At 72.4% G+C, this 22126-nt stretch carries 18 protein-coding genes; 12 read left to right on the plus strand and 6 right to left on the minus strand.

What is annotated here, in order from left to right:
• Positions 1-8: 8 nt before the first annotated feature.
• Positions 9-725, minus strand: a complete 717-nt coding sequence (locus tag ACQKM2_RS25610; RefSeq protein WP_427713668.1) for a hypothetical protein — start codon at positions 723-725, stop codon at positions 9-11.
• A complete protein-coding gene (eccE, locus tag ACQKM2_RS25615) occupies positions 722-1996 on the minus strand; it encodes a type VII secretion protein EccE (RefSeq protein ID WP_427713671.1) in 1275 nt (424 codons plus the stop codon). The genes ACQKM2_RS25610 and eccE overlap by 4 nt, the downstream gene beginning before the upstream one ends.
• Before the next feature lie 262 nt (positions 1997-2258).
• Here eccE and eccB point away from each other — a divergent pair, with 262 nt between their 5' ends.
• The 4 genes from eccB (at position 2259) to ACQKM2_RS25635 (ending at position 5988) form a co-directional block, all read left to right on the plus strand.
• Positions 2259-3836 carry a type VII secretion protein EccB gene (gene eccB, locus ACQKM2_RS25620; protein WP_427713673.1) on the plus strand — a complete coding sequence of 526 codons (1578 nt, stop codon included), beginning with the start codon at positions 2259-2261 and terminating at the stop codon, positions 3834-3836.
• 11 nt (positions 3837-3847) lie between these two features.
• On the plus strand, positions 3848-5065 hold the full coding sequence (gene mycP, locus ACQKM2_RS25625) for a type VII secretion-associated serine protease mycosin (protein WP_427713674.1): 1218 nt from the start codon (positions 3848-3850) through the stop codon (positions 5063-5065).
• Between the two features lie 213 nt (positions 5066-5278).
• Positions 5279-5632: a WXG100 family type VII secretion target gene (locus tag ACQKM2_RS25630; protein WP_427713677.1), complete on the plus strand. Its 354-nt coding sequence runs from the start codon at positions 5279-5281 to the stop codon at positions 5630-5632.
• 44 nt (positions 5633-5676) lie between these two features.
• Positions 5677-5988 carry a WXG100 family type VII secretion target gene (locus ACQKM2_RS25635; protein ID WP_427713680.1) on the plus strand — a complete coding sequence of 104 codons (312 nt, stop codon included), beginning with the start codon at positions 5677-5679 and terminating at the stop codon, positions 5986-5988.
• 72 nt (positions 5989-6060) lie between these two features.
• Here ACQKM2_RS25635 and ACQKM2_RS25640 read toward each other — a convergent pair whose 3' ends face one another.
• Both ACQKM2_RS25640 and eccCa read right to left on the minus strand, forming a co-directional pair.
• The gene (locus ACQKM2_RS25640) at positions 6061-6294 is read right to left on the minus strand and encodes a DUF397 domain-containing protein (protein ID WP_007266914.1); all 234 of its coding nucleotides are present in this window, start codon (positions 6292-6294) and stop codon (positions 6061-6063) included.
• 120 nt (positions 6295-6414) lie between these two features.
• Positions 6415-10368 (minus strand): type VII secretion protein EccCa, encoded by a 3954-nt coding sequence (eccCa, locus tag ACQKM2_RS25645; protein ID WP_427713683.1) that lies wholly within the window; start codon positions 10366-10368, stop codon positions 6415-6417.
• Positions 10369-10583: 215 nt separating this feature from the next.
• On the opposite strand from eccCa, the gene eccD reads away from it, so the two are divergent.
• The 6 genes from eccD (at position 10584) to ACQKM2_RS25675 (ending at position 17633) form a co-directional block, all read left to right on the plus strand.
• The gene (eccD, locus tag ACQKM2_RS25650; protein ID WP_427713684.1) at positions 10584-12047 is read left to right on the plus strand and encodes a type VII secretion integral membrane protein EccD; all 1464 of its coding nucleotides are present in this window, start codon (positions 10584-10586) and stop codon (positions 12045-12047) included.
• Between the two features lie 170 nt (positions 12048-12217).
• A complete protein-coding gene (gene rpsO, locus ACQKM2_RS25655) occupies positions 12218-12505 on the plus strand; it encodes a 30S ribosomal protein S15 (RefSeq protein ID WP_007266917.1) in 288 nt (95 codons plus the stop codon).
• A gap of 287 nt (positions 12506-12792) precedes the next feature.
• Positions 12793-15012, plus strand: a complete 2220-nt coding sequence (locus ACQKM2_RS25660; RefSeq protein ID WP_427713702.1) for a polyribonucleotide nucleotidyltransferase — start codon at positions 12793-12795, stop codon at positions 15010-15012.
• Positions 15009-16388, plus strand: a complete 1380-nt coding sequence (locus ACQKM2_RS25665; protein ID WP_427713686.1) for a M16 family metallopeptidase — start codon at positions 15009-15011, stop codon at positions 16386-16388. Before ACQKM2_RS25660 ends, ACQKM2_RS25665 begins: the two co-directional genes overlap by 4 nt.
• Positions 16389-16420: 32 nt before the next feature.
• On the plus strand, positions 16421-17173 hold the full coding sequence (dapB, locus tag ACQKM2_RS25670) for a 4-hydroxy-tetrahydrodipicolinate reductase (RefSeq protein ID WP_427713689.1): 753 nt from the start codon (positions 16421-16423) through the stop codon (positions 17171-17173).
• A gap of 16 nt (positions 17174-17189) precedes the next feature.
• Positions 17190-17633, plus strand: a complete 444-nt coding sequence (locus ACQKM2_RS25675; RefSeq protein ID WP_427713691.1) for a hypothetical protein — start codon at positions 17190-17192, stop codon at positions 17631-17633.
• 73 nt (positions 17634-17706) lie between these two features.
• On the opposite strand, the gene ACQKM2_RS25680 is transcribed toward ACQKM2_RS25675, so the two are convergent.
• Positions 17707-18258 (minus strand): PH domain-containing protein, encoded by a 552-nt coding sequence (locus tag ACQKM2_RS25680; protein WP_427713692.1) that lies wholly within the window; start codon positions 18256-18258, stop codon positions 17707-17709.
• A gap of 48 nt (positions 18259-18306) precedes the next feature.
• On the minus strand, positions 18307-18558 hold the full coding sequence (locus tag ACQKM2_RS25685; protein WP_427713694.1) for a hypothetical protein: 252 nt from the start codon (positions 18556-18558) through the stop codon (positions 18307-18309).
• Positions 18559-19029: 471 nt separating this feature from the next.
• Here ACQKM2_RS25685 and dapA point away from each other — a divergent pair, with 471 nt between their 5' ends.
• Positions 19030-19929, plus strand: coding sequence for a 4-hydroxy-tetrahydrodipicolinate synthase (dapA, locus tag ACQKM2_RS25690; protein ID WP_007266924.1), 900 nt, complete (start codon positions 19030-19032; stop codon positions 19927-19929).
• A gap of 113 nt (positions 19930-20042) precedes the next feature.
• Entirely contained in the window at positions 20043-21728 is a 1686-nt protein-coding gene (locus tag ACQKM2_RS25695; protein ID WP_427713696.1) for a ribonuclease J, read from the plus strand.
• The last annotated feature ends 398 nt before the right edge of the window (positions 21729-22126 follow it).

Here is a 22126-nt window from a genome sequence, read left to right on the forward strand (position 1 = left end):
ACCGGCCGTCAGTCGATGCGCCGCGCAGCTCCCAGCAGCCCCGTCTCCGCTTCCGTCCCCTGCGTCATCACGAACCTCCGGTCCCGCGGCGTGCACCACAGCGTCACCCCGTCCCCCAGGGTCGGCAGCGACTCGACCGCCGCCCGCGGCAGCCGCATCAGCGCGCCCACCTGCTCCGCCTCGTCCGGCGACACCCGCTGCACCCCGACCAGCGCCGAGTTCCGCAGCAGCCGGGGCGCGGACGGGCTCAGGTACGGCAGCAGGGTCAGCACCGACTGCCACGGCCCCGCCACCACCCGCCCGCGCGGCGGCCGCATCCCGCAGTCCCGGACCACCAGCACCGGGCTGCCCGCCGAGGCGCCCTGCGGCGGGACCCGGCCCACGTCGTGCAGGGTCACGCACTGCTGCCCGCCGCCGGCCGCCTGGGCCAGCCCGGACCACACGGGCGCGCGCCCGGTCTCCACCGCGACCCGGGCCCCGGTCGCGGCCGTGCGCAGGGCCAGCACCTGGGCCGTCCACAGGCCGCCGATCAGCGTGACCTCGTACGGAGTGGGCCGGTTCACGCCGAGCACCGCCGGCCGCCCCTCGGCGTCCACACCGATGACGACCCCGTCGTCCCCGACGGGCAGCGCCAGCGCGTCCAGGTCCGCCGCCTGCACCACGTGCCGCTCCCGGCGCGGTCCGATCAGCCCGAAACCGCCCCGGAGCGCAGCCGTACCCCTCATCGCGCCCCTCCCAGCGGCAGCGAGGCCAGCAGCCCCGGCACCTGTTCCCGGTCGAGGCGTACCAGCCCGGCCCGTACGCCCCGCGCGGTCCGCTCCAGCTCCCGCCGGGCCGCCACGAGTTCCTCGTCGCTGCGCCCGGTGACCCGCACGTACCCGGTCAGGGTCACGCCCTGCCGCTCCGCCGGGGCCATCGTCAGGCTGAAGTTGGTCGCCAGCGCCGGCAGCGACGTCAGCAGTGCCACGAACTGCGGCAGCCCGGCCCCCGCCCCGCCCAGCCGGGGCCAGCGGCCAATCCAGTAGGTGGTGTGGCGCCGGTCGTCGCAGCGCCAGGTCCGGGCGGTCTCCTCCGTGCGCCGGCCGGTGCTCGCCGACCGCCCCGCCTGGGTGATCGCCATCGGGTTGGCGCACGAGGAGGTGGCCAGCGCGCCCGTCAGCTCCTGCTCGGTGAGCACGGTGGCCCGGAACCCGGCCCCGGCCAGCCGGCCGGCCAGCTGGTCCGCCACCCGCACCACGCAGCGCTGCGCCCCCGCGAGGCCGCCGCCGCGCGCGGCGACCGCCTCCGGGCACAGCTCCGGGTCGAGCTTGAGCGCGATCCACGTCAGCCGCACCGCCGGGGTGCCCGTACGGGCCTGCAGCGGCGCGTAGTTGAGCGCGGCCGTCGACCGGGCCGGCAGGTGCGGGGCCGGCGCGGGCTGGGTGTGCTGCACCAGCTGCGCCGACTCCAGCCGGATGCCGTCCACTTCGAGGACGTCCCGGATGAGGGACAGCGGCAGCGGCCGCTCCGCGCGGTCGGGCCGCAGCGCGGTGGCGTCCGCGTCGACCTGGACCACCGCCGTCAGGAACGTCCCGTCGCCGACCAGCCCGACGGGCCGCCGGTCGCGGCCGCCGAAGGCCGTGGTGCGCAGCGCCGGATCGGCCTCGACCAGCGGCGCGAGCCCCGGCTCGGTGCCCGCCGGCACGGTGGAGGCGGCGGCCCTGCGCCGCCTGGCGCGCAGGGCGAGCGCGCCGCCGATCCACTCGGGCAGGGAGCGCTGGTGGCGGCGGACGAGGGCCAGCAGGGCCAGCACCACCGCCAGGGCGCCCGCGGGCACCAGCAGCAGCGGCTCCACGACCCAGGCCACGAGCAGCGCGGCGGCCGCGAGCTGGAGGAGCACGAGCTGTTGCAGTCGGAACGGGCCGAAGCGGCCCGGGCCCGACCTCGGATGCGGCGTGACCCCGCCGCGTGCGGGTGCGGCCGCGGCAGCCCGCGGCGCCGTAGCGCTGGCGCTCACTCGCGCACCTCCCCAACTCGCCTGCGGGGCGGGGGAGTCCCGCTGCGGCGCGGCCACGGCCGCACCACCCCGGAATCTCCCCATCCACCCCAACAGCCCTGAATACCCCGGTCCGGAGGGATCCGGCGGGCGCCGGGCCGCCGCCCCGGGCACCCGGCACCTGCCGACCCTCCGTCAAGAGGCATAGTAGGTCCCCGGTCCGACAACCAAGGCCCGGGGAGCGGCCCCACCGGCCGGGCCGTGCGGGAAGAAGCAGGCGGTCATGGCATCACGACGCGACGAGCTCAACGCGTACACCTTCGCGAAGCGGCGCACCGTGGCCGCGTTCCTCCAGCCCTCCGCCACCGGGACCGAGGAGGGCGCACCCCGCCCGCTGCGCGCGGTCCTGCCCACGGTGGTGACCGGCGCGCTGATCGTCGCGGGCTTCGGCGCCTGGGGGATGTTCCGGCCGCAGGCCCCCAAGGGGTGGGACGAACCGGGGGCCATGGTCGTCGTCGGCAAGCAGTCGACGACCCGGTACGTGGTGCTGACCACGAAGGTGAACGGCAAGGACCAGACCCGGCTGCACCCCGTGCTGAACCTGGCCTCGGCGCGGCTGCTGCTCGACCCGCGCAAGTCGAAGGTGGTCCAGGTCGAGGACAAGGTGCTGGACGCGGGCAAGCCCCCGCGCGGCCCCATCATCGGGATCCCCTACGCCCCCGACCGGCTCCCCGCCAAGGCCGACGCCGCCAAGGCCAAGCGCTGGGCCGTCTGCCAGCAGCCCGGCGGCAACAACCGGGGCGTGCAGACCGCGGCCTTCGTCCTCGCCGACCGGGAGGCGGGCCTGCTGGACGACGGGAACCGCACCACCGACACCCAGGTGCTGTACGTCCAGAGCACCGGCGGCGCCAAGGAGCGCTTCCTCGTCGACTCGGCCGGCACGAAGTACCGCTTCCCCGAGGGGCGCCCGGACTCCGGGACGCTGACGACGGCCCTGGTCGGCACCGGCGCCACCCCGCAGCCGGTGACCGAGGAGTGGCTGGCCACCCTCAACGCCGGTGACGACCTGGCCTTCCCGCAGCTGCCCGGCACCCCCGGGGCGAGCACCGCCGTCCCGGGCGGCGCCGACGGCAGGGTGGGCATGGTGCTGACCGCGCAGACCGGCTCCGGCACGCAGTACTACGTCGTGCTGCCCGACCGGATCGCCCCCGTCTCGGAGTTCACGGCCTGGCTGCTGATCCACTCGCCCGCCAGCGAGGGACTCGGCATGCACGGCAAGGCCCGCGAGACCGCCCTGAAGTCCCTGGACCCGAACGCCCCTCCCTTCAGGGAGGACGCCAAGTGGCCCCGCCGGCGCGGCTCGCAGGTCAACCGGGTCGCGGACACCCCGGGCGCCGCGAACGGCGGCGAACGCCGCGACACCGTGTGCAGCGTCCTGCGCTCCGTCGACGGCCAGGGCGGGCAGACGCTGAGCACCTGGGCCGGCACCGGCTTCCCCGTCGACATCACCGCCAGCGGCACCAGCTCCTACGTCACCCCCGGCACGGGCCTGCTCTACACCCAGGTCCAGGGCCGCCAGACCGGCGGGGCCGGCGCCCTGTTCCTGGTGACCGACACCGGCCTGCGGTACGCCGTCCAGGCCAATGGCGACAGCGACGCCGAGCAGTCGGGGATCGGCGCCGCGGGGAAGCAGGCGCAGGACGCCGCCGCCGGTGACGGCCGGCCCGAGCCCAGCCAGGCGCAGGTGCGGCTCGGCTACGGCGGGATCGCCCCCGCCCTGGTGCCGATCGCCTGGTCGGAGTTCCTCTCCAAGGGACCCCGTCTGGACACCAACTCGGCCCGTCAGCCGCAGGGCTCGTGAGGACGCCGGCCGTGTTCCAGTCCTCCCGCGCGGCCCTGGCGGCCGCCGCCCTCGCTCTGGCCGCCGCCGGCGGCGCGGTGCCCGCGCCGCAGTCCCCGTACGCCTTCGCCCTGGACGGGGCGGGCGAGTGCACCTTCCCGATGAAGAAGCAGATCGCCGACCGGCCCTGGGCCCTCCAGCGGGTCATGCTGGACGCGCTCTGGGCCCGCACGAAGGGCAAGGGGGTGCGGGTCGCCGTCATCGACACCGGTGTGGACCGCGCCAACCCGCAGCTCGCGGGAGCCCTCGACACCGGCGCCGGACGCGACTTCATCGACCCCAAGGGCGGCGACGGCACCAACGACACCGTCGGGCACGGCACCAAGGTCGCCGGGCTGATCGCGGCCCGCCCCCAGCAGGGCACCGGCTTCGTCGGCCTCGCCCCCGAGGCCACGGTCATCCCCATCCGGCAGAACGACGGACAGGCCACCGGCAACGCGGTCGCCACCCTCGCCCAGGCCGTCGACCACGCCGTCGCCAAGGGCGCCCGCGTCATCAACATCTCCCAGGACACCGACGCCCCGCTGACCCCGGACTCCGAACTGGGCAAGGCCGTCCAGCGGGCCCTCGCCGCCAAGGCCGTCGTCGTCGCCTCGGCGGGCAACGACGGGCTGAGCGGCCAGAAGCACCGGACCTACCCGGCGGCCTTCCCCGGGGTCCTCGCCGTGGCCTCCTCCGACCGCAACAACGAACGCGCCGCCTTCTCCCAGCCCGGGGACTTCATCGGGGTCGCCGCCCCCGGCGTCGACATGGTCTCCACCGTCCCCGGCTTCGGCCAGTGCATCGACAACGGCACCAGCTTCTCCGCGCCCTACGTCGCCGGGGTCGCGGCCCTGCTGGTCGCCGAGCACCCCGAGTGGACCCCGCAGGAGGTGGTCTGGCAGATCCAGAACACCGCCGAACGCTCCGTCAAGGGCCGCGACGACTACGTCGGATGGGGCGTCGTGGACCCGGTGCGGGCGGTCACCCAGGACGAGGGGCCGCCCAAGCCTCCCGTCCCGGACCCGGGTCCGCCCCCGGCGGCCGCACCGCAGGCGGCGGCCGTCCCGGTGTCGGAGACCGCGCAGGAGCGCGACCAGCGGATCGGCACGTACGCGCTCGGGATCGCGGGCGTGCTCATCGCCGTCGTCGCCGGGACCGCGACCGTCGTCCGCGACGCGCGCCGCGGCCGCCGGGCCCGTTCGCAGTGAACGGCCGCGGTCCGTCCACAGGACCGGGCGGCCGGTGTTGGGCGGGTCGACCGAACTGACTAGAGTGGCGCCAGGCTTCACGACTGTGATCGCGGATCCGTGTGAAGCGGAGGGGGAAGTCCGGTACGGGTGGCTCGAATTGCCGCCGCCGGAAGCCGCTCCGCCCTGCAATCCACCGGTTCTGCCGGGGAATTGAGAAGTGAGGAGCTTCGGATGACGAACAATTTCGGACTCGCGGACGATCCGGTCGTCAAGGCGGCCAACAAGATCTCCGAGACGGCCGGCGCCGTCAGCACCCAGGCCCGTGAGCTGGCCGACATCCTCGAAACCGTGCACGCGGGCTGGACCGGCGTCGGCGCCGACGGCTTCAAGAAGGCCCAGTCGGACCTCAACATCGACCACGACGAGATCCGCCGCCTGCTCAAGGTCCTGCACAACGCCGTCTCGCAGACGAAGAACCTCACCAACGCGCAGGACGCGGACGTGCACTCGGCGTTCGGCGTCATCAACCGGGGCTCCGGCGCGGCCGCCGGCGGCGGCGCCCGCTCGGGCCTCGAATACCTCTGACGTCCGCGTCGCACCGGCATACCCCAGCCCCGAAGGAGAAGGACATGGCAGGCAACCAGGACGGCCACACCCGGGTACGGTACGAGAGCGTCCAGCAGATGGCGGACCGCATCCGCGTCGTCTCCCGGAACATCCTCAAGGACCTGGAGGAGATGGAGGCGGCCGTGAAGGTCGTCACCGACACCTGGGACGGCGAGGCGCACCTCGCGTACGTCGACCTCCAGAAGAAGTACCACGGCCGCGCCGACAACATGCAGAAGCAGCTGGAGGGCGTCGCCCGGCTCATCGAGCGAGGCAAGGGCGACTACCGCGCCACCGACGTGAAGGCCTCGCGCCTGTTCACCGAGGCCTTCTGAGCCCGGCATGCCGAAGGGGGCGCGCCCGCACGGGGCGCGCCCCCTTCGCCGTACCCGGGCCCGCGGGCAGCCTCAGGTGAGGTCGAACTCCCCGTCCCGGGCCCCGAGCACGAACGCCTCCCACTCGGCCGCCGTGTAGCGCAGCACCGTGTCGCGGTCCAGGGAGGACCGCATCGCCACCGCGCCCTCGGGCAGCTTGGCGATCTCCACCCGCTCCTCGTCCGGGCTGGTCCCGGGCGGCCCCTGCCACTCGACGTCGCTGATGTCGAGCGCGTACAGCTCGTCCTTCTCCTGCTGGGTGCCCATGCGCGGCCCTTCCCGTCGGTCGTGCGGTCCTGCTCGGTCTTCGCTGCCGATTATCGGCGGAACGCGGCCGCCGGGGGACCCGTTTCCCCCGATGGCCGCCGGACCCCGCCCGCCGGCCCCCTACAGGCCCGGCATCCGCCCCAGCTGGACCAGCGAGGTACCGCGCCGGCGCGACACGTAGTGGCCGCGGCCCGGGGGCATCGGCCGGGAGCGGACGGTGCCGAGCAGATCTCCCTCGGAGGGGTCGCCCGACAGCACGACGCCCTGCGCGCCCAGCTCCTTGATCCGCTGCATGAACGGCTCGTACATCGCCCGCGAGGCACCCGCCGAGCTCCGCGCGATGACGAAGCGGACGCCAGTGTCCCGGGCGAACGGCAGGAACTCCACCAGCTGCGTCAGCGGGTTGCCCTGGCTCGTGGCGACCAGGTCGTAGTCGTCGATCACGATGAACACGTCCGGACCCGTCCACCAACTGCGGTCCCGCAGCTGCTGCGGGGTCACGTCCGCCGGCGGCTGCCTGCGCGAGAACACCCCCACCAGCGCCTCCATGTGCATCTGCAGGGAACTCGCCATCGGCGCGTACTCCAGCAGGTGCTCCTCCGGCAGCGCCCCCAGCAGCCCGCGCCGGTAGTCGCCGACGACCAGCTTGGCCTGGTCCGGGCGGTAGCGCTGGGCGATCTGCTGCGTGATCAGCCGCAGCAGGTTCGTCTTGCCCGACTCGCTCTCGCCGAACACCAGGAAGAAGGGGTCGCTCTCGAAGTCCACGAACACCGGCTCCAGGGCCGTCTCGTCGATGCCGATCGCGATCCCGCGCTCCGGGAACTCCCCGCCCTTGGGCAGCCGGTCCGCGTGCAGCAGCCGCGGCAGCAGCCGCACCCCCGGTGCGGACGGGCCGGACCAGCCCGAGCGCACCGCCGCGACGAACTCCCGCGTCCCCTCCGAGAGGCTCTCCGCGTCGTGCGACCCGTCGATCCGCGGCAGCGCCCCCAGGAAGTGCAGCTTCTCCGGCACCTGGCCGCGCCCCGGCATCCCCGTCGGCACGTTCGCCGCCACCCGCCGGTCGAACTCGGAGTCCATCACGTCGCCGAGCCGCAGCTCCAGCCGGCCCAGCAGCTGGTCCTTCAGCGCCGACCGCACCTCCATGTAGCGGGCCGCCGTGACCACCACGTGGATGCCGTAGCCGAGCCCGCGGGCCGCGATGTCCGTGACCACCGGCTCCAGGCCCTCGTACTCGCCGCGGAACCCGCCCCAGCCGTCGACGACCAGGAACACGTCACCCCACGCCTCGCCCGGCAGCTCCCCCGCCGCCCGCCGGCGCCGGTACGTGCCGATGGAGTCGATGCCGTTCGCCCGGAAGAACTCCTCGCGGCGGGCCAGGATCCCCGCCACCTCCGCGACCGTGCGCCGCACCCGCTCCGGATCCAGCCGGGAGGCGATCCCGCCCACGTGCGGCAGCTCCGCCACCGAGGACAGCGCGCCGCCGCCGAAGTCCAGCCCGTAGAACTGCACCTCGCGCGGGGTGTGCGTCAACGCGAACGCGCAGATCAGCGTACGCATCAGCGTCGACTTGCCCGACTGCGGACCGCCCACCACCATCATGTGGCCCGCCGCACCCGAGAAGTCCCGGTAGAGCACCTCGCGCCGCTGCTCGAAGGGCTTGTCGATCAGCCCGAGCGGCACCACCAGCCCGCCCGGCCGGGTGTACCCCTCCGCGTGCAGCCCGCGCTCCGCCGACGGCGCCAGGGCCGGCAGCAGCTGGTCCAGGGACGGCGCCCGGTCCAGCGGCGGCAGCCACACCTGGTGCGCCGGAACGCCCTGACCCTCCAGCCGCCCCACGATCACGTCGAGCACCGTGTCCGCGAGCGCGTCGTCCTCCCGCGCCGGCCGCTCCGCCGCGAGCGCCGGGTCCGGCGCCGCGTACACCACCGGCACCGGGGCCGCCGTGAACAGCGCCGGACGGCGCTCCAGCGGGAACGGCCCCGCCGACAGGTCCGGCCCGCCCGAGCGGTAGACGCCCGAGACGTACGCCGCCTTGAAGCGGACCATCTCGTCCGTGCCGAACTTCAGGTAGCCCGAACCGGGCACCGACGGCAGGTGGTACGCGTCCGGCACGCCGAGCGCCGTCCGCGACTCGGACGCCGAGAAGGTGCGCAGACCGATCCGGTACGACAGGTACGTGTCCAGGCCGCGCAGCTTGCCCTCCTCCAGCCGCTGCGAGGCCAGCAGCAGGTGCACGCCCAGCGAGCGGCCGATCCGGCCGATCTGGATGAACATGTCGATGAAGTCGGGCTTCGCGGTCAGCAGCTCCGAGAACTCGTCGATGACCAGCACCAGCGAGGCCAGCGGCTCCAGCGGGGCGCCCGCCGCGCGCGCCTTCTCGTAGTCGTGGATGTTCGCGTAGTTGCCCGCCGACCGCAGCAGCTCCTGCCGGCGCTGGAGCTCGCCGCGGATCGAGTCGCCCATCCGGTCCACCAGCGTCAGGTCGTCCGCCAGGTTGGTGATCACCGCCGCGACGTGCGGCATCTGACCCATGCCGGTGAAGGTGGCACCGCCCTTGAAGTCGGCGAGGACGAAGTTCAGCGTCTCCGAGGTGTGCGTCACCGCCAGCCCCAGCACCAGCGTGCGCAGCAGCTCCGACTTGCCCGAACCCGTCGCGCCCACGCACAGCCCGTGCGGACCCATGCCCTCCTGCGCGGCCTCCTTCAGGTCCAGCATCACCGGCGCGCCGTCCTCGCCCACCCCGATCGGCACCCGCAGCCGCTCGCCGGCCGACCGCGGCCGCCAGGTGCGGGACACGTCGACCGAGGCCGCGTCGCCCAGGTTCAGCAGGTCGGTGAAGTCCAGGTTCGCCAGCAGCGGCTCGTCGTCGTCCCCGCCGCCCGTGCGCAGCGGCGCCAGCTGCCGGGCCAGCGCCTCGGCCGCCGGCAGCGACAGGCCGTCCGGGACGCCCTCGTACGCGACCCCCGCGCCCGACTCCAGCCGCAGCCGGCCCGGCTCGACCACCACCGACAGCCCGCCGCGGGGCTCGTCCAGCTCGCCCGCGACCACCTCGACGATGGTGACGCCCTGCAGCCCCTCGGCAGCCGCGAACACCGAGTCCGGCGGCACCAGCCCGCCGTCCAGCACCACCACCAGGTGCGGCTGGTCCAGCACCGGCGACACCTCCCGGCTGAACCGCGGCCGGCCCTCCAGCCGCGACCCCAGCAGCCCCTCCAGATCACCCAGGTCGTCGCCGAACAGCCGCTTCGTACCGGCACCGTCGACCTGCCCCGGCACCTGCGTGTGCGGCAGCCACTTCACCCAGTCCCACGAAGGCACCGCCCCCGGCGCGGCCACCACCGCGACCACCAGGTCCTCGGGGGAGTGCAGCGTCGCCAGCTGCGCCACCATCGCCCGCGCCGCACCCCGCGCCGACTCCGCCTCCCCGGACACCGTCACGTGGTAGAACGCCCGGATCGACACCGCCACCGGCAGCCCGTCCAGCGAGGAGTGCACCTTCAGGAACCGCTGCATCGCCCCCGCCGCCAGCGGCTCCAGCTCGTCCACCGGGGCCGTGTCCGGAGCCACCAGCGCGGTCGCGAGGCGCTGCGCGCCCAGCCCCAGCCGGGCCTGCCCGAAGTCCGCGTCGCCGACCCGCCGCTCCCACAGCCGCGAGCCCTCCGCCACCACCGACCACAGCTGGTCGGGTGCCGGGTGCAGGTACAACTGCGCGTCGCGCTGCGCCCGCGCGGTGCGCCGCACCTGGCGGCGCGTCTGCGCGAGGTACTTGAGGTAGTCCCGCCGCACGTCGGCCATCTGGCCCTGCGTACCGCGCCGGTGGCGCACCAGCTGGGCGATGACCATGCCCACCGTCGACGCCAGCATCAGCACGCCCATGATCCGCATGAACGGTGCCGAGCCCGGCATGAAGAAGAACACCACCGAGGAGCCCATGCCGAGCATCGGCAGGAGCTGCATCAGCATGCCCTCCTGCTGCCCCCGCGGGAGTTCCGGCGGAGCCTCCAGCCTCAGCTCGTCCGAAGGGACCTCGGGCGGCAGGGACCGCGGCGGGCGTTTGACGACGATCTGGCTCACCGGAGCATCAATCCCTCGAAAACTGGCGGGACGTCGCGGCCGGCGCCCCCAAGTCCCGGGCACCGGGGGGCACTCCCGCACCCCGCGCCCGACGCGAACGGTGATCCTACTTGCCGACCGCCGGACGCCCTCCGGGTAGGGTGACGCCCGCGCCATGCGCATCCGCGAACCGACCGCCGCCACGGCGGAGCGGCGCCAACCAGGGGGTCACACAGGTGAGTACGGCCGAGGCGACCGGTTTCTGCAGGGTCACCGTCGTGGCACCGGACAGCCGCATCGACGTCGCCCTCCCCGAGGACATCGCCGTCGCCGACGTCTACCCCGAACTGCTGCGCCTCACCGGCCAGACCCAGCCCGTCGGCGCGCCCACCGGCTTCCACCTGGTCCGCCGCTCCGGCGCCGTCCTCGACGGAGCCCGCACCCTCGCCGCCCAGCAGGTCCTGGACGGCGAGGTGCTGAGCCTGCGGCCCTTCGCCGAGTCCCTGCCGCCGGCCGTCTTCGACGACGTCTCCGACGCCGTCGCCTCCGCCGTCGTCCGCGACCGGCACCGCTGGAGCGACGACATGCTGCGCGGGGCGGGCCTGTCCGGCGCGGCGGTGCTGCTGGTCCTGCTCGGCTTCGTCCTCTGGTACGCCGACCCCGTCCGGCACGACATGCACGGCCTCCCCGGGATCATCGCCGGGGCCGTCGGCCTGCTCCTCACCGCCGCCGCCGGGGTGCGCGCCCGCGTCTACCGCGACCGCGGCTCCGCCGTCGCCCTCGGCCTCGGCGCCCTGCCGCACCTGCTGATCGCCGGCTCCGGGACCGTCGCCGCCGGCGCCGGCCAGGGACCCGGGCGGCTGCAGTTCCTGCTCGGCTGCGCCTGCGTCCTGGTCGCCTCCGTCGCCCTGGTCGCGCTCACCCCGGACGGGGACGCCCCCTTCGTCGCCGTCACCTTCCTGGCGGCCACCGGGACCCTGGCCGCCTTCGGCGCCATCGCCGCCGACGCCTCCGCCACGGCCACCGCCGCCGTGTGCGCGCCCGTCGCCATCGGGCTCGTCGCCTTCCTCCCCGCCCTGTCCGCCCGCTTCGCCCGGCTGCCCATCGGGTACGCCGCCCCGCAGAGCGCGGCCCCCGGGTACGAGGCCCCGGACCGCTACGACGCCGACCCGTACGCCGACCAGGGCGGCGCCGACCAGCAGGCCGCCCCGCTCGACGCCGAGGCCATCGCCGCCCAGGCCCGGCGGGGGCACGAGATGCTGCTCGGCCTCGTCGGGGGGTGCGCCGCCGTCGCCGTCGGGGCCGCCGCCGTCCTCGGCTTCTCCGACAGCACCTGGGGCCGCCTGCTGGCCCTGGCCACCGGCCTGGCGATGCTGCTGCGCGCCCGCCTCTTCCGCTACACCTCCCAGGTGGTCTGCGCCCTGGCCGCCGGGCTGGCCGCGGTCGGCCTGCTGGTCCTGGGGCTGGCCCTGCGCACGCCGGTCGAGCTGGTGTTCGAACGTACGGTCTGGCTCTCGGCCGCCGTCGCCGCCGGAGCCGCCCTCCTCGCGGGAATCTCGCTTGTCATCCCCCGCAAGGGCCTGTCACCCTTCTGGGGAAGGCTGCTCGACCTCACCGAGGCCGCGGTCCTGCTCAGCCTGGTCCCGCTGGCCCTGGCAGTGCTCGACGTGTACGGCCGCGCCCGCTCTCTCACCAGCTGAGACGCCGCGACCCGGCAGCCTGGTACGCTGTGTGACGGCCGTTTGTGTACGCGTCCCCGGAAACCTCTGGAGACAGCGCCCAGCGGACCTCGCCTCCCGAGTTACGGAAGCTCCCCAGAGAATTCGACCTGGGGCACTCGGTGGCCACGAAGACCAAACGAGGAGTAAGCGTGCCGCTCGACGCCGCTACGAAGAAGCAGATCATCGCCGAATTCGGTGCCAAGGAGGGCGACACCGGCTCTCCCGAGGTCCAGGTCGCGATGCTGTCCCGCCGCATCTCGGACCTGACCGAGCACCTCAAGACCCACAAGCACGACCACCACTCCCGTCGTGGTCTGCTGATCCTGGTCGGCCAGCGCCGCCGCCTGCTGCAGTACCTGGCCAAGAAGGACATCCAGCGCTTCCGTACGCTGGTCGAGCGCCTCGGCATCCGCCGTGGTGCGGCCGGCGCCAAGTAAGCACACTGTGAAGGGAGCGGTTCCCACACCGATGGGGCCGCTCCCTTTGCTGTACGTGCGCGACGTACCGGACGCTTTGTAGTCTGGGACACAGCGCACAACAGAAGAGGAGGAGCGCCCTCCCTACGCCGCCGGTCCTCGGTAGTGGCATCCGGAAAGCCCCGTCGGAGGGGCCTGGAACCGGGTGCTTCGATCGAAGACCGGCCCGCACGCCAGGAGCGCTTCTCCGCAACCGTCCACCACCACACGGGTGGCGGACGGAGACGACGAAAATGGAGAAAACGCTAGTGGAGAACGAGACCCACTACGCCGAGGCCGTCATCGACAACGGCTCCTTCGGCACCCGCACCATCCGCTTCGAGACGGGCCGCCTCGCCCGCCAGGCCGCCGGCTCCGCCGTTGCCTACCTGGACGACGACACGATGGTCCTCTCCGCGACCACCGCGTCGAAGAAGCCCAAGGACCAGCTCGACTTCTTCCCCCTCACGGTGGACGTCGAGGAGCGCCAGTACGCGGCCGGCAAGATCCCCGGCTCCTTCTTCCGCCGCGAGGGCCGCCCCTCCGAGGACGCGATCCTCACCTGCCGCCTGATCGACCGCCCGCTGCGCCCCTCCTTCAAGAAGGGCCTGCGCAACGAGATCCAGGTCGTCGCCACCGTCATGGCGCTCAACCCGGACCACCTGTACGACGTCATCGCGATCAACGCCGCGTCCGCGTCCACCCAGCTGGCCGGCCTGCCCTTCTCCGGCCCGATCGGCGGCGTCCGCGTCGCGCTGATCCGCGGCCAGTGGGTCGCGTTCCCGACGCACACCGAGCTCGAGGACGCCGTCTTCGACATGGTCGTCGCGGGCCGCGCCCTGGAGGACGGCGACGTCGCGATCATGATGGTCGAGGCCGAGGCCACCGAGCAGACCATCGCCCTGGTCAAGGGCGGCGCCGAGGCGCCGACCGAGGAGATCGTGGCCGCCGGCCTCGAGGCCGCGAAGCCGTTCATCAAGGTCCTGTGCAAGGCCCAGGCCGACCTGGCCGCCAAGGCCGCCAAGCCCGAGGGCGAGTTCCCGGTCTTCCTGGACTACCAGGACGACGTGTACGAGGCCCTCGCGGCCGCCGTCAAGGGCGAGCTCTCCCAGGCGCTGACCATCGCGGGCAAGCAGGACCGCGAGGCCGAGCTGGACCGCGTCAAGGAGATCGCCGCCGAGAAGCTCCTCCCGGCCTTCGAGGGCCGCGAGAAGGAGATCTCCGCCGCCTACCGCAGCCTGACCAAGGCCCTGGTGCGCGAGCGCGTCATCAAGGACAAGGTCCGCATCGACGGCCGTGGCCTGACCGACATCCGCACCCTGGCCGCCGAGGTCGAGGCCATCCCGCGCGTGCACGGCTCGGCGCTGTTCGAGCGTGGCGAGACCCAGATCCTGGGCGTCACCACCCTCAACATGCTCCGCATGGAGCAGCAGCTGGACACCCTCTCCCCGGTGACCCGCAAGCGCTACATGCACAACTACAACTTCCCGCCGTACTCCGTCGGCGAGACCGGCCGCGTCGGCTCCCCGAAGCGCCGCGAGATCGGCCACGGCGCGCTCGCCGAGCGCGCGATCGTGCCGGTCCTGCCGACCCGCGAGGAGTTCCCCTACGCGATCCGCCAGGTGTCCGAGGCCCTCGGCTCCAACGGTTCGACGTCCATGGGCTCGGTCTGCGCCTCCACCATGTCGCTGCTGAACGCCGGTGTGCCGCTCAAGGCCCCCGTCGCCGGCATCGCCATGGGCCTGATCTCCCAGGAGATCGACGGCAAGACGCACTACGTCGCCCTCACCGACATCCTCGGTGCGGAGGACGCCTTCGGCGACATGGACTTCAAGGTCGCCGGCACCAAGGAGTTCGTCACCGCGCTCCAGCTCGACACCAAGCTCGACGGCATCCCGGCCTCCGTCCTGGCCGCGGCCCTGACCCAGGCCCGCGACGCCCGCCTCCACATCCTCGACGTGATGATGGAAGCGATCGACACGCCGGACGAGATGTCCCCCAACGCCCCGCGGATCATCACCGTCAAGATCCCCGTGGACAAGATCGGCGAGGTCATCGGCCCCAAGGGCAAGATGATCAACCAGATCCAGGAGGACACCGGCGCCGAGATCACGATCGAGGACGACGGCACCATCTACATCGGTGCCGCCGACGGCCCGGCCGCCGAGGCCGCCCGCTCCACGATCAACGCGATCGCCAACCCGACCATGCCGGAGGTCGGCGAGCGCTACCTGGGTACGGTCGTCAAGACCACCACCTTCGGTGCCTTCGTCTCCCTCATGCCCGGCAAGGACGGCCTGCTGCACATCTCGCAGATCCGCAAGCTCGCCGGTGGCAAGCGCGTGGAGAACGTCGAGGACGTGCTCGCGGTCGGCACCAAGGTCCAGGTCGAGATCGCCGAGATCGACCAGCGCGGCAAGCTCTCCCTCGTCCCCGTGATCGAGGGCGAGGACGCCGCCGAGGCTGACAAGGACGACTCCGACAAGTGACGTCGCGTAGTTCCCGTGTGACGGCCCGCCCCTCTTCGGAGGGGCGGGCCGTCGCCCGTACCCAAACCCTCCTCAAGGGCGAGAACGGCATCGGCACCGTCCGGCGCACCGTCCTCCCCGGCGGACTGCGCGTCGTCACCGAGACGCTGCCGTCCGTGCGCTCCGCCACCTTCGGCATCTGGGCCAACGTGGGCTCCCGCGACGAGACGCCCGCGCTCAACGGCGCCACCCACTACCTGGAGCACCTCCTCTTCAAGGGCACCGCCAAGCGCACCGCCCTCGACATCTCCTCCGCGATCGACGCGGTCGGCGGCGAGATGAACGCCTTCACGGCGAAGGAGTACACCTGCTACTACGCCCGGGTGCTCGACACGGACCTGCCGCTGGCCATCGACGTGGTCTGCGACATGCTCACCGGCTCGCTGATCCGCGAGGAGGACGTCGACGCCGAGCGCGGTGTCATCCTCGAAGAGATCGCGATGACCGAGGACGACCCGGGCGACATGGTCCACGACCTGTTCGCCCAGACCATGTACGGGGACTCGCCGCTCGGCCGCCCCGTCCTCGGCACCGTCGACACCATCAACGCCCTCGGCGCCGACCGGATCCGCCGCTTCTGGAAGAAGCACTACGACCCGACCCGCCTGGTCGTCGCCGCCGCCGGCAACGTCGACCACAACAAGGTCGTACGCCAGGTCCGCGCGGCCTTCGAGAAGGCCGGCGCCCTGAAGCACACCGACGCCGTGCCGCTCGGCCCGCGCACCGGCACCAAGCGGATCCGCACCGCCGGCCGCGTCGACCTGGTCAACCGCAAGACCGAGCAGGCCCACGTGGTCCTCGGCATGCCGGGCCTGGCCCGCACCGACGAGCGCCGCTGGGCCCTCGGCGTGCTGAACACCGCCCTCGGCGGCGGCATGTCCTCCCGGCTCTTCCAGGAGGTCCGCGAGAAGCGCGGTCTGGCCTACAGCGTGTACTCGTACACCTCCGGCTTCGCCGACACCGGCCTCTTCGGCGTCTACGCCGGCTGCCGGCCCAGCCAGGTCCACGACGTCCTGCGGATCTGCCGCCAGGAGCTCGACACCGTCGCCTCCGAAGGCCTCACCGACGAGGAGATCAGGCGCGCCATCGGCCAGCTCTCCGGCTCCACCGTCCTCGGCCTGGAGGACACCGGCGCGATCATGAACCGCATCGGCAAGAGCGAGCTGTGCTGGGGCGACCAGATGTCCGTCGACGACATGCTGGCCCGCATCGCCTCGGTGACCCCGGACGACGTCCGCGCGGTCGCCCGCGATGTACTGGCACAGCGGCCCTCGCTGGCGGTGATCGGCCCGCTCAAGGAGAAGCAGGCCGCCCGGCTCGACGAAGCGGTCGCCTAGACCCGTACGCACGCACCCTTAAGGAAGCAACAATGAGCAAGCTGCGCGTGGCAGTCCTCGGCGCCCGGGGCCGCATCGGCTCCGAGGCGGTCAAGGCGGTCGAGGCCGCCGAGGACATGGAGCTGGTGGCGGCCCTCGGACGGGGCGACAAGCTGGAGCAGGTGGCCGAGGCGGGAGCCCAGGTCGCCGTCGAGCTGACCACCCCCGACTCGGTCATGGGGAACCTGGACTTCCTCGTGGGCCACGGCATCCACGCCGTGGTCGGCACCACCGGCTGGAACGAGGACCGCCTCGCCCAGCTCGACACCTGGCTCGCCGCCTCCCCGGAGACCGGCGTGCTCATCGCCCCGAACTTCTCCATCGGCGCCGTCCTCACCATGAAGTTCGCCGTCCAGGCCGCGCGCTACTTCGAGTCCGTCGAGGTCGTCGAGCTGCACCACCCGAAGAAGGTCGACGCCCCCTCCGGCACCGCGACCCGCACGGCCCAGCTCATCGCGGCCGCCCGCGCCGAGGCCGGCCTCGGCGCCCAGCCCGACGCCACCGCCACGGCCCTCGACGGTGCCCGCGGCGCCGACGTCGACGGCGTCCCCGTGCACGCCATCCGCCTGCGCGGCCTGCTGGCCCACCAGGAGGTACTGCTCGGCGGCGAGGGCGAGACCCTGACCATCCGTCACGACTCCCTGCACCACAGCAGCTTCATGCCGGGCATCCTGCTCGGCGCCCGCCGCGTGACGCAGACCCCGGGCCTCACCTTCGGCCTGGAAAACTTCCTCGACCTCGGCTGATGAGGCAGTAACACCCATGCGCGCGAAGATCACCTATCTCGTCACGGCCGCCGTCCTGGTCGTCTACTTCGTCCTGGTCGGCAGCCGGGGCCTGCTGCTGATCCAGCAGGGCACCTGGCTCACCGTCACCTTCGGTGCGGCGGTGCTCATCCTGCCGGTCATCGGCATCTGGTTCCTCTGGATGAACACCCGCTTCGTCACCCGGGCCAACCAGCTCGCGTCGGAGCTGGAGGCCGAGGACGGCCTGCCCGTCGACGAGCTGGAACGGGACCAGTACGGCCGGATCCTGCGGGACTCCGCCGACGAGGTCTTCGCACGCCGCAAGGCGGAGACCGAGGACGCGCCGGGGGACTGGCGCACCTGGTTCCGCCTCGCCGTCGCCTACCACGACGCCCGCGACACCCCGCGGGCCCGCAAGGCCATGCAGCGGGCCATCGCCCTGCACCAGGCGCGCGCGTAGCCGCGCGGACAGGCACACGGAAGGGCCCGTACAGGACGATCCCCGTACGGGCCCTCGTGCCGTCGCGCCGCCGTCAGGCGGGCACGCCCCGGTACTCCTCGGCCCACGCCTCCACCTGGCCGGCGGCCCGGTCGAAGGCCTCGCCGCGGGCCAGGAAGTCGGCGCTGTGGTCGGTCAGCAGCACCGGCAGCTCCTTGCCGCGCGCGGAGACCGTCAGCGCCTGGCCCTGGACGGTCCGCGGCAGTCCCAGCCAGCGGACGGGCTGCTGGACCGTGCGGACCTTCTCGACCTGGCTCCAGGAGACCGAGCGGGTCCCGAAGAAGCCGACCCGGCGCAGCCCGGAGGGGCTCACCCACACGCCCGAGCGCAGGATCCGCAGTGCGGAGCCGACCACGGCGAGCGAGGCGGCCAGCGCGATGCCCGCGCCGGTCCAGGTGCCCGCGAAGGCGATGATCACCGTGGCCAGCAGCATGAAGGCGGCGAGCAGCAGCAGCACCGACGCACCGGCGACCCGCCAGGGGCCGGGCCGGTAGGGGCGCCGCCAGCGCTCGGGGTCCACATGGGGGAGGGCTTCGTCCTCGTGTGCGTCGAAGACGCCGTCGGCCGTCAGGAAGGGCAGGGGCACGGCAGGACCTCACTCATGTGCATGTTCGGTTGGGCTGTGCCCGAGAGGCTACCGCCCCCCGGACTCCCCCGATTGCTGCGCCGTCCCCGCGGGCCGGTCGGACGCCTGGTACGGCTGCAGTGCGGGCATGCCGAAGAGCAGCGAGCCCACGAGCCCCGCCACCACGGTCAGTCCGACCAGACTACGGGCGGTGATCTGGGCGACGCTCAGACTCTCGCGCGGCGGCGGAGTGACGTTGCTTCGGAAACGGTCGGCCTCGGCGACGAAGGCGAAGGGGACGGGTTCGCGCCGGCGAAACACAGTGGCGGCTCTCCTCACGGATCGGGGCCCTGGGCCCGGGTTCTGACGGATGGTGTGCTCTCTCCTGGAGAGACGAACGAACGGCCCAATCGGTGCCGGAATTCGGGACATTAAGCAAAATTCGTGGTGCCCCGTCCGCGCCGTGGCCGTCGGCGCCCCGGTGGGGGACCGGGACGGCGGAGGATGGAGCAGCGGCGGGCGGCCGGCCGGGCGGTCCGCGGCGGCTACGGTCGCGTTGCCCCGTAAGGGCTGATGCACGTGTGGCGTACGCATGTACGGAGGTAAGTCCCAAGTGTCCGTATTGCGACGTTTCGTAAAGTTCATCTAGGCTGATCAAACGGACCCGGCACTGCTTGAACCCCCGAGCAGGCAGTGCCGGGATCCAACACCTCCGGCTCCGGCCGGGCGGCACCGCCTGTTGACGTCCCCCGAGGGGACACCGCGAGCATGGCAGCGAGTAGCGTGTTACCCATGGCTCCGATCTCGACTCCGCAGACCCCCTTCGGGCGGGTCCTCACCGCCATGATCACGCCGTTCACGGCTGATGGCGCACTTGACCTCGACGGCGCGCAGCGTCTCGCCGTCCACCTGGTGGACGCAGGCAACGACGGCCTGATCATCAACGGCACCACCGGTGAGTCGCCCACCACCACCGACGCGGAGAAAAACGACCTCGTACGAGCCGTACTCGAAGCGGTCGGCGACCGCGCCCACGTCGTCGCCGGCATCGGCACCAACGACACCCGCCACACCCTGGAGCTCGCCCGCCAGGCCGAGCGCACCGGGGCCCACGGCCTCCTCGCCGTGACGCCCTACTACAGCAAGCCGCCGCAGGAAGGCCTCTTCCAGCACTTCACGGCCATCGCCGACGCCACCGAGCTGCCGGTCATGCTCTACGACATCCCCGGCCGCAGCGGTGTCCCGATCAACACGGAGACCCTGGTCAGGCTCGCCGAGCACCCCCGCATCGTGGCCAACAAGGACGCCAAGGGCGACCTCGGCCGCGCCAGCTGGGCCATCGCCCAGAGCGGCCTGGCCTGGTACTCCGGTGATGACATGCTGAACCTGCCGCTCCTGTCGGTCGGCGCCGTCGGCTTCGTCTCCGTCGTCAGCCACGTGGTCACCCCCGAGCTGCGCGCGATGCTGGAGGCCCACGTCGGCGGCGACGTCCAGAAGGCCACCGAGATCCACCAGAAGCTGCTCCCGGTCTTCACGGGCATGTTCCGTACCCAGGGCGTGATGACCACCAAGAAGGCCCTGTCCCTCCAGGGCCTGCCCGCCGGCCCGCTGCGCCTCCCCCTCATCGGCCTGACCGACGAGGAGACGGCACAGCTCAAGATCGATCTTGCCGCGGGCGGGGTACAGCTCTGACAACAGACTTCACAACTGAATAAGCAAGAACGAAACAGACGAAAGCAAGTGCACGAATGACACGCGCGCCACGTGCCTCAGGGGCACGTGGCGCGCGTGGTGAAGGAGAACCTTTGAGCCATCCGCACCCTGAACTCGGCCCGCCGCCGAAGCTCCCCAAGGGCGGCCTCCGGGTCACCCCGCTGGGCGGTCTCGGCGAGATCGGCCGCAACATGACCGTCTTCGAGTTCGACGGTCGTCTGCTGATCGTCGACTGCGGCGTGCTCTTCCCCGAGGAGGAGCAGCCGGGCATCGACCTGATCCTGCCGGACTTCACGTCCATCCGGGACCGCCTCGACGACATCGAGGGCATCGTCCTCACCCACGGCCACGAGGACCACATCGGCGCCGTCCCGTACCTCCTCCGGGAGAAGCCGGACATCCCGCTGATCGGCTCCAAGCTGACCCTCGCCCTCATCGAGGCCAAGCTCCAGGAGCACCGCATCCGCCCCTACACCCTCGAGGTGAAGGAGGGCGAGCGCGAGAACCTCGGGCCCTTCGACTGCGAGTTCATCGCGGTCAACCACTCCATCCCGGACGCCCTCGCGGTCGCCATCCGCACGGACGCGGGTCTCGTCGTCGCCACCGGCGACTTCAAGATGGACCAGCTGCCGCTGGACAACCGCCTCACGGACCTGCACGCCTTCGCGCGCCTGAGCGAGGAGGGCATCGACCTCCTCCTCTCGGACTCGACGAACGCCGAGGTCCCGGGCTTCGTCCCGCCGGAGCGCGACATCTCCAACGCCATCCGCGGCGTCTTCGCGGGTGCCCAGAAGCGGATCATCGTGGCCTCCTTCGCGAGCCACGTGCACCGCATCCAGCAGATCCTGGACGCCGCCCACGAGTACGGCCGCCGGGTCGCCTTCGTCGGCCGCTCCATGGTCCGCAACATGGGCATCGCCCGTGACCTGGGCTACCTGCGCGTCCCGGCCGGCCTGATCGTCGACGTCAAGACCCTCGACGACCTGCCGGACGACGAGGTCGTGCTCGTCTGCACGGGCTCCCAGGGCGAGCCGATGGCGGCGCTGTCCCGCATGGCGAACCGCGACCACCAGATCCGGATCGTCCCCGGCGACACCGTGATCCTGGCGTCGTCCCTGATCCCGGGCAACGAGAACGCGGTCTACCGCGTGATCAACGGCCTCACCCGCTGGGGCGCCAACGTCGTGCACAAGGGCAACGCCAAGGTGCACGTCTCCGGCCACGCCTCCGCCGGCGAGCTGCTGTACTTCTACAACATCTGCAAGCCGAAGAACCTGATGCCGGTCCACGGCGAATGGCGCCACCTGCGCGCCAACGCCGAGCTCGGCGCCATGACGGGCGTTCCGAAGGACCGCATCGTCATCGCCGAGGACGGCGTGGTCGTCGACCTGATCGACGGCAAGGCCCGCATCTCCGGCAAGGTCCAGGCCGGCTACGTGTACGTGGACGGCCTCTCGGTCGGCGACGTCACCGAGGCCTCCCTCAAGGACCGCCGCATCCTCGGCGACGAAGGCATCATCTCGGTCTACGTCGTGGTCGACAGCACCACGGGCAAGGTCGTCACCGGGCCGAACATCCAGGCCCGCGGCTCCGGCATCGAGGACTCGGCCTTCGGCCCGGTCAGCGCGAAGATCGAGGAAGCCATCGCCCGCGCCGCGGCCGACGGCATCGCGGAACCGCACCAGATCCAGCAGCTCATCCGCCGGACCATGGGCAAGTGGGTGTCGGACAGCTACCGCCGCCGCCCGATGATCCTCCCGGTCGTGGTCGAGGTCTGACCTCGGCGTACGCCCCGGCGTACGTAGCGACCTCACTGGAGCGGGGCAACCGGATTTGCGTCCGGGGGCCCCGCTCCAGTACGTTTGCGTCTCCACCTCGCAAGGACCCGGGCACACACGTGTGCCCGTTGCCGTGTGCGAGCGGGTGGCGATCAGCACTCAGGGAAACCTGATAAAGTCTGATCCACCCGAAAGGGAAAGGCCCCCCGAAGGCCATCGGAATTCGAAACCGAGTCGGAAACGACAAGGAAAAGAATCTGATAGAGTCGGAACCGCCGGAAAGGGAAAACGCGAAAGTGAAGAACCTGGAAAGCAAGCGAGAAAGACTCTGATAGAGTCTGAATCGCAAGAACGAAAGCCCGGAGGAAAGCCCGAGAGGGTGAGTACAAAGGAAGCGT

The sequence above is a fragment of the Streptomyces sp. NPDC004126 genome (assembly GCF_050275515.1).
Classification (GTDB): Bacteria; Actinomycetota; Actinomycetes; order Streptomycetales; family Streptomycetaceae; genus Streptomyces.

Excerpts from the sequence above, each read along its gene's own strand:
- ACQKM2_RS25610 (WP_427713668.1), bottom strand. The coding sequence starts at position 725 with ATGAGGGGTACGGCTGCGCTCCGGGGCGGTTTCGGGCTGATCGGACCG.
- eccB (WP_427713673.1), top strand. The coding sequence starts at position 2,259 with ATGGCATCACGACGCGACGAGCTCAACGCGTACACCTTCGCGAAGCGG.
- ACQKM2_RS25630 (WP_427713677.1), top strand. The coding sequence starts at position 5,279 with ATGACGAACAATTTCGGACTCGCGGACGATCCGGTCGTCAAGGCGGCC.
- ACQKM2_RS25635 (WP_427713680.1), top strand. The coding sequence starts at position 5,677 with ATGGCAGGCAACCAGGACGGCCACACCCGGGTACGGTACGAGAGCGTC.
- ACQKM2_RS25640 (WP_007266914.1), bottom strand. The coding sequence starts at position 6,294 with ATGGGCACCCAGCAGGAGAAGGACGAGCTGTACGCGCTCGACATCAGC.
- dapB (WP_427713689.1), top strand. The coding sequence starts at position 16,421 with ATGAGCAAGCTGCGCGTGGCAGTCCTCGGCGCCCGGGGCCGCATCGGC.
- ACQKM2_RS25675 (WP_427713691.1), top strand. The coding sequence starts at position 17,190 with ATGCGCGCGAAGATCACCTATCTCGTCACGGCCGCCGTCCTGGTCGTC.
- dapA (WP_007266924.1), top strand. The coding sequence starts at position 19,030 with ATGGCTCCGATCTCGACTCCGCAGACCCCCTTCGGGCGGGTCCTCACC.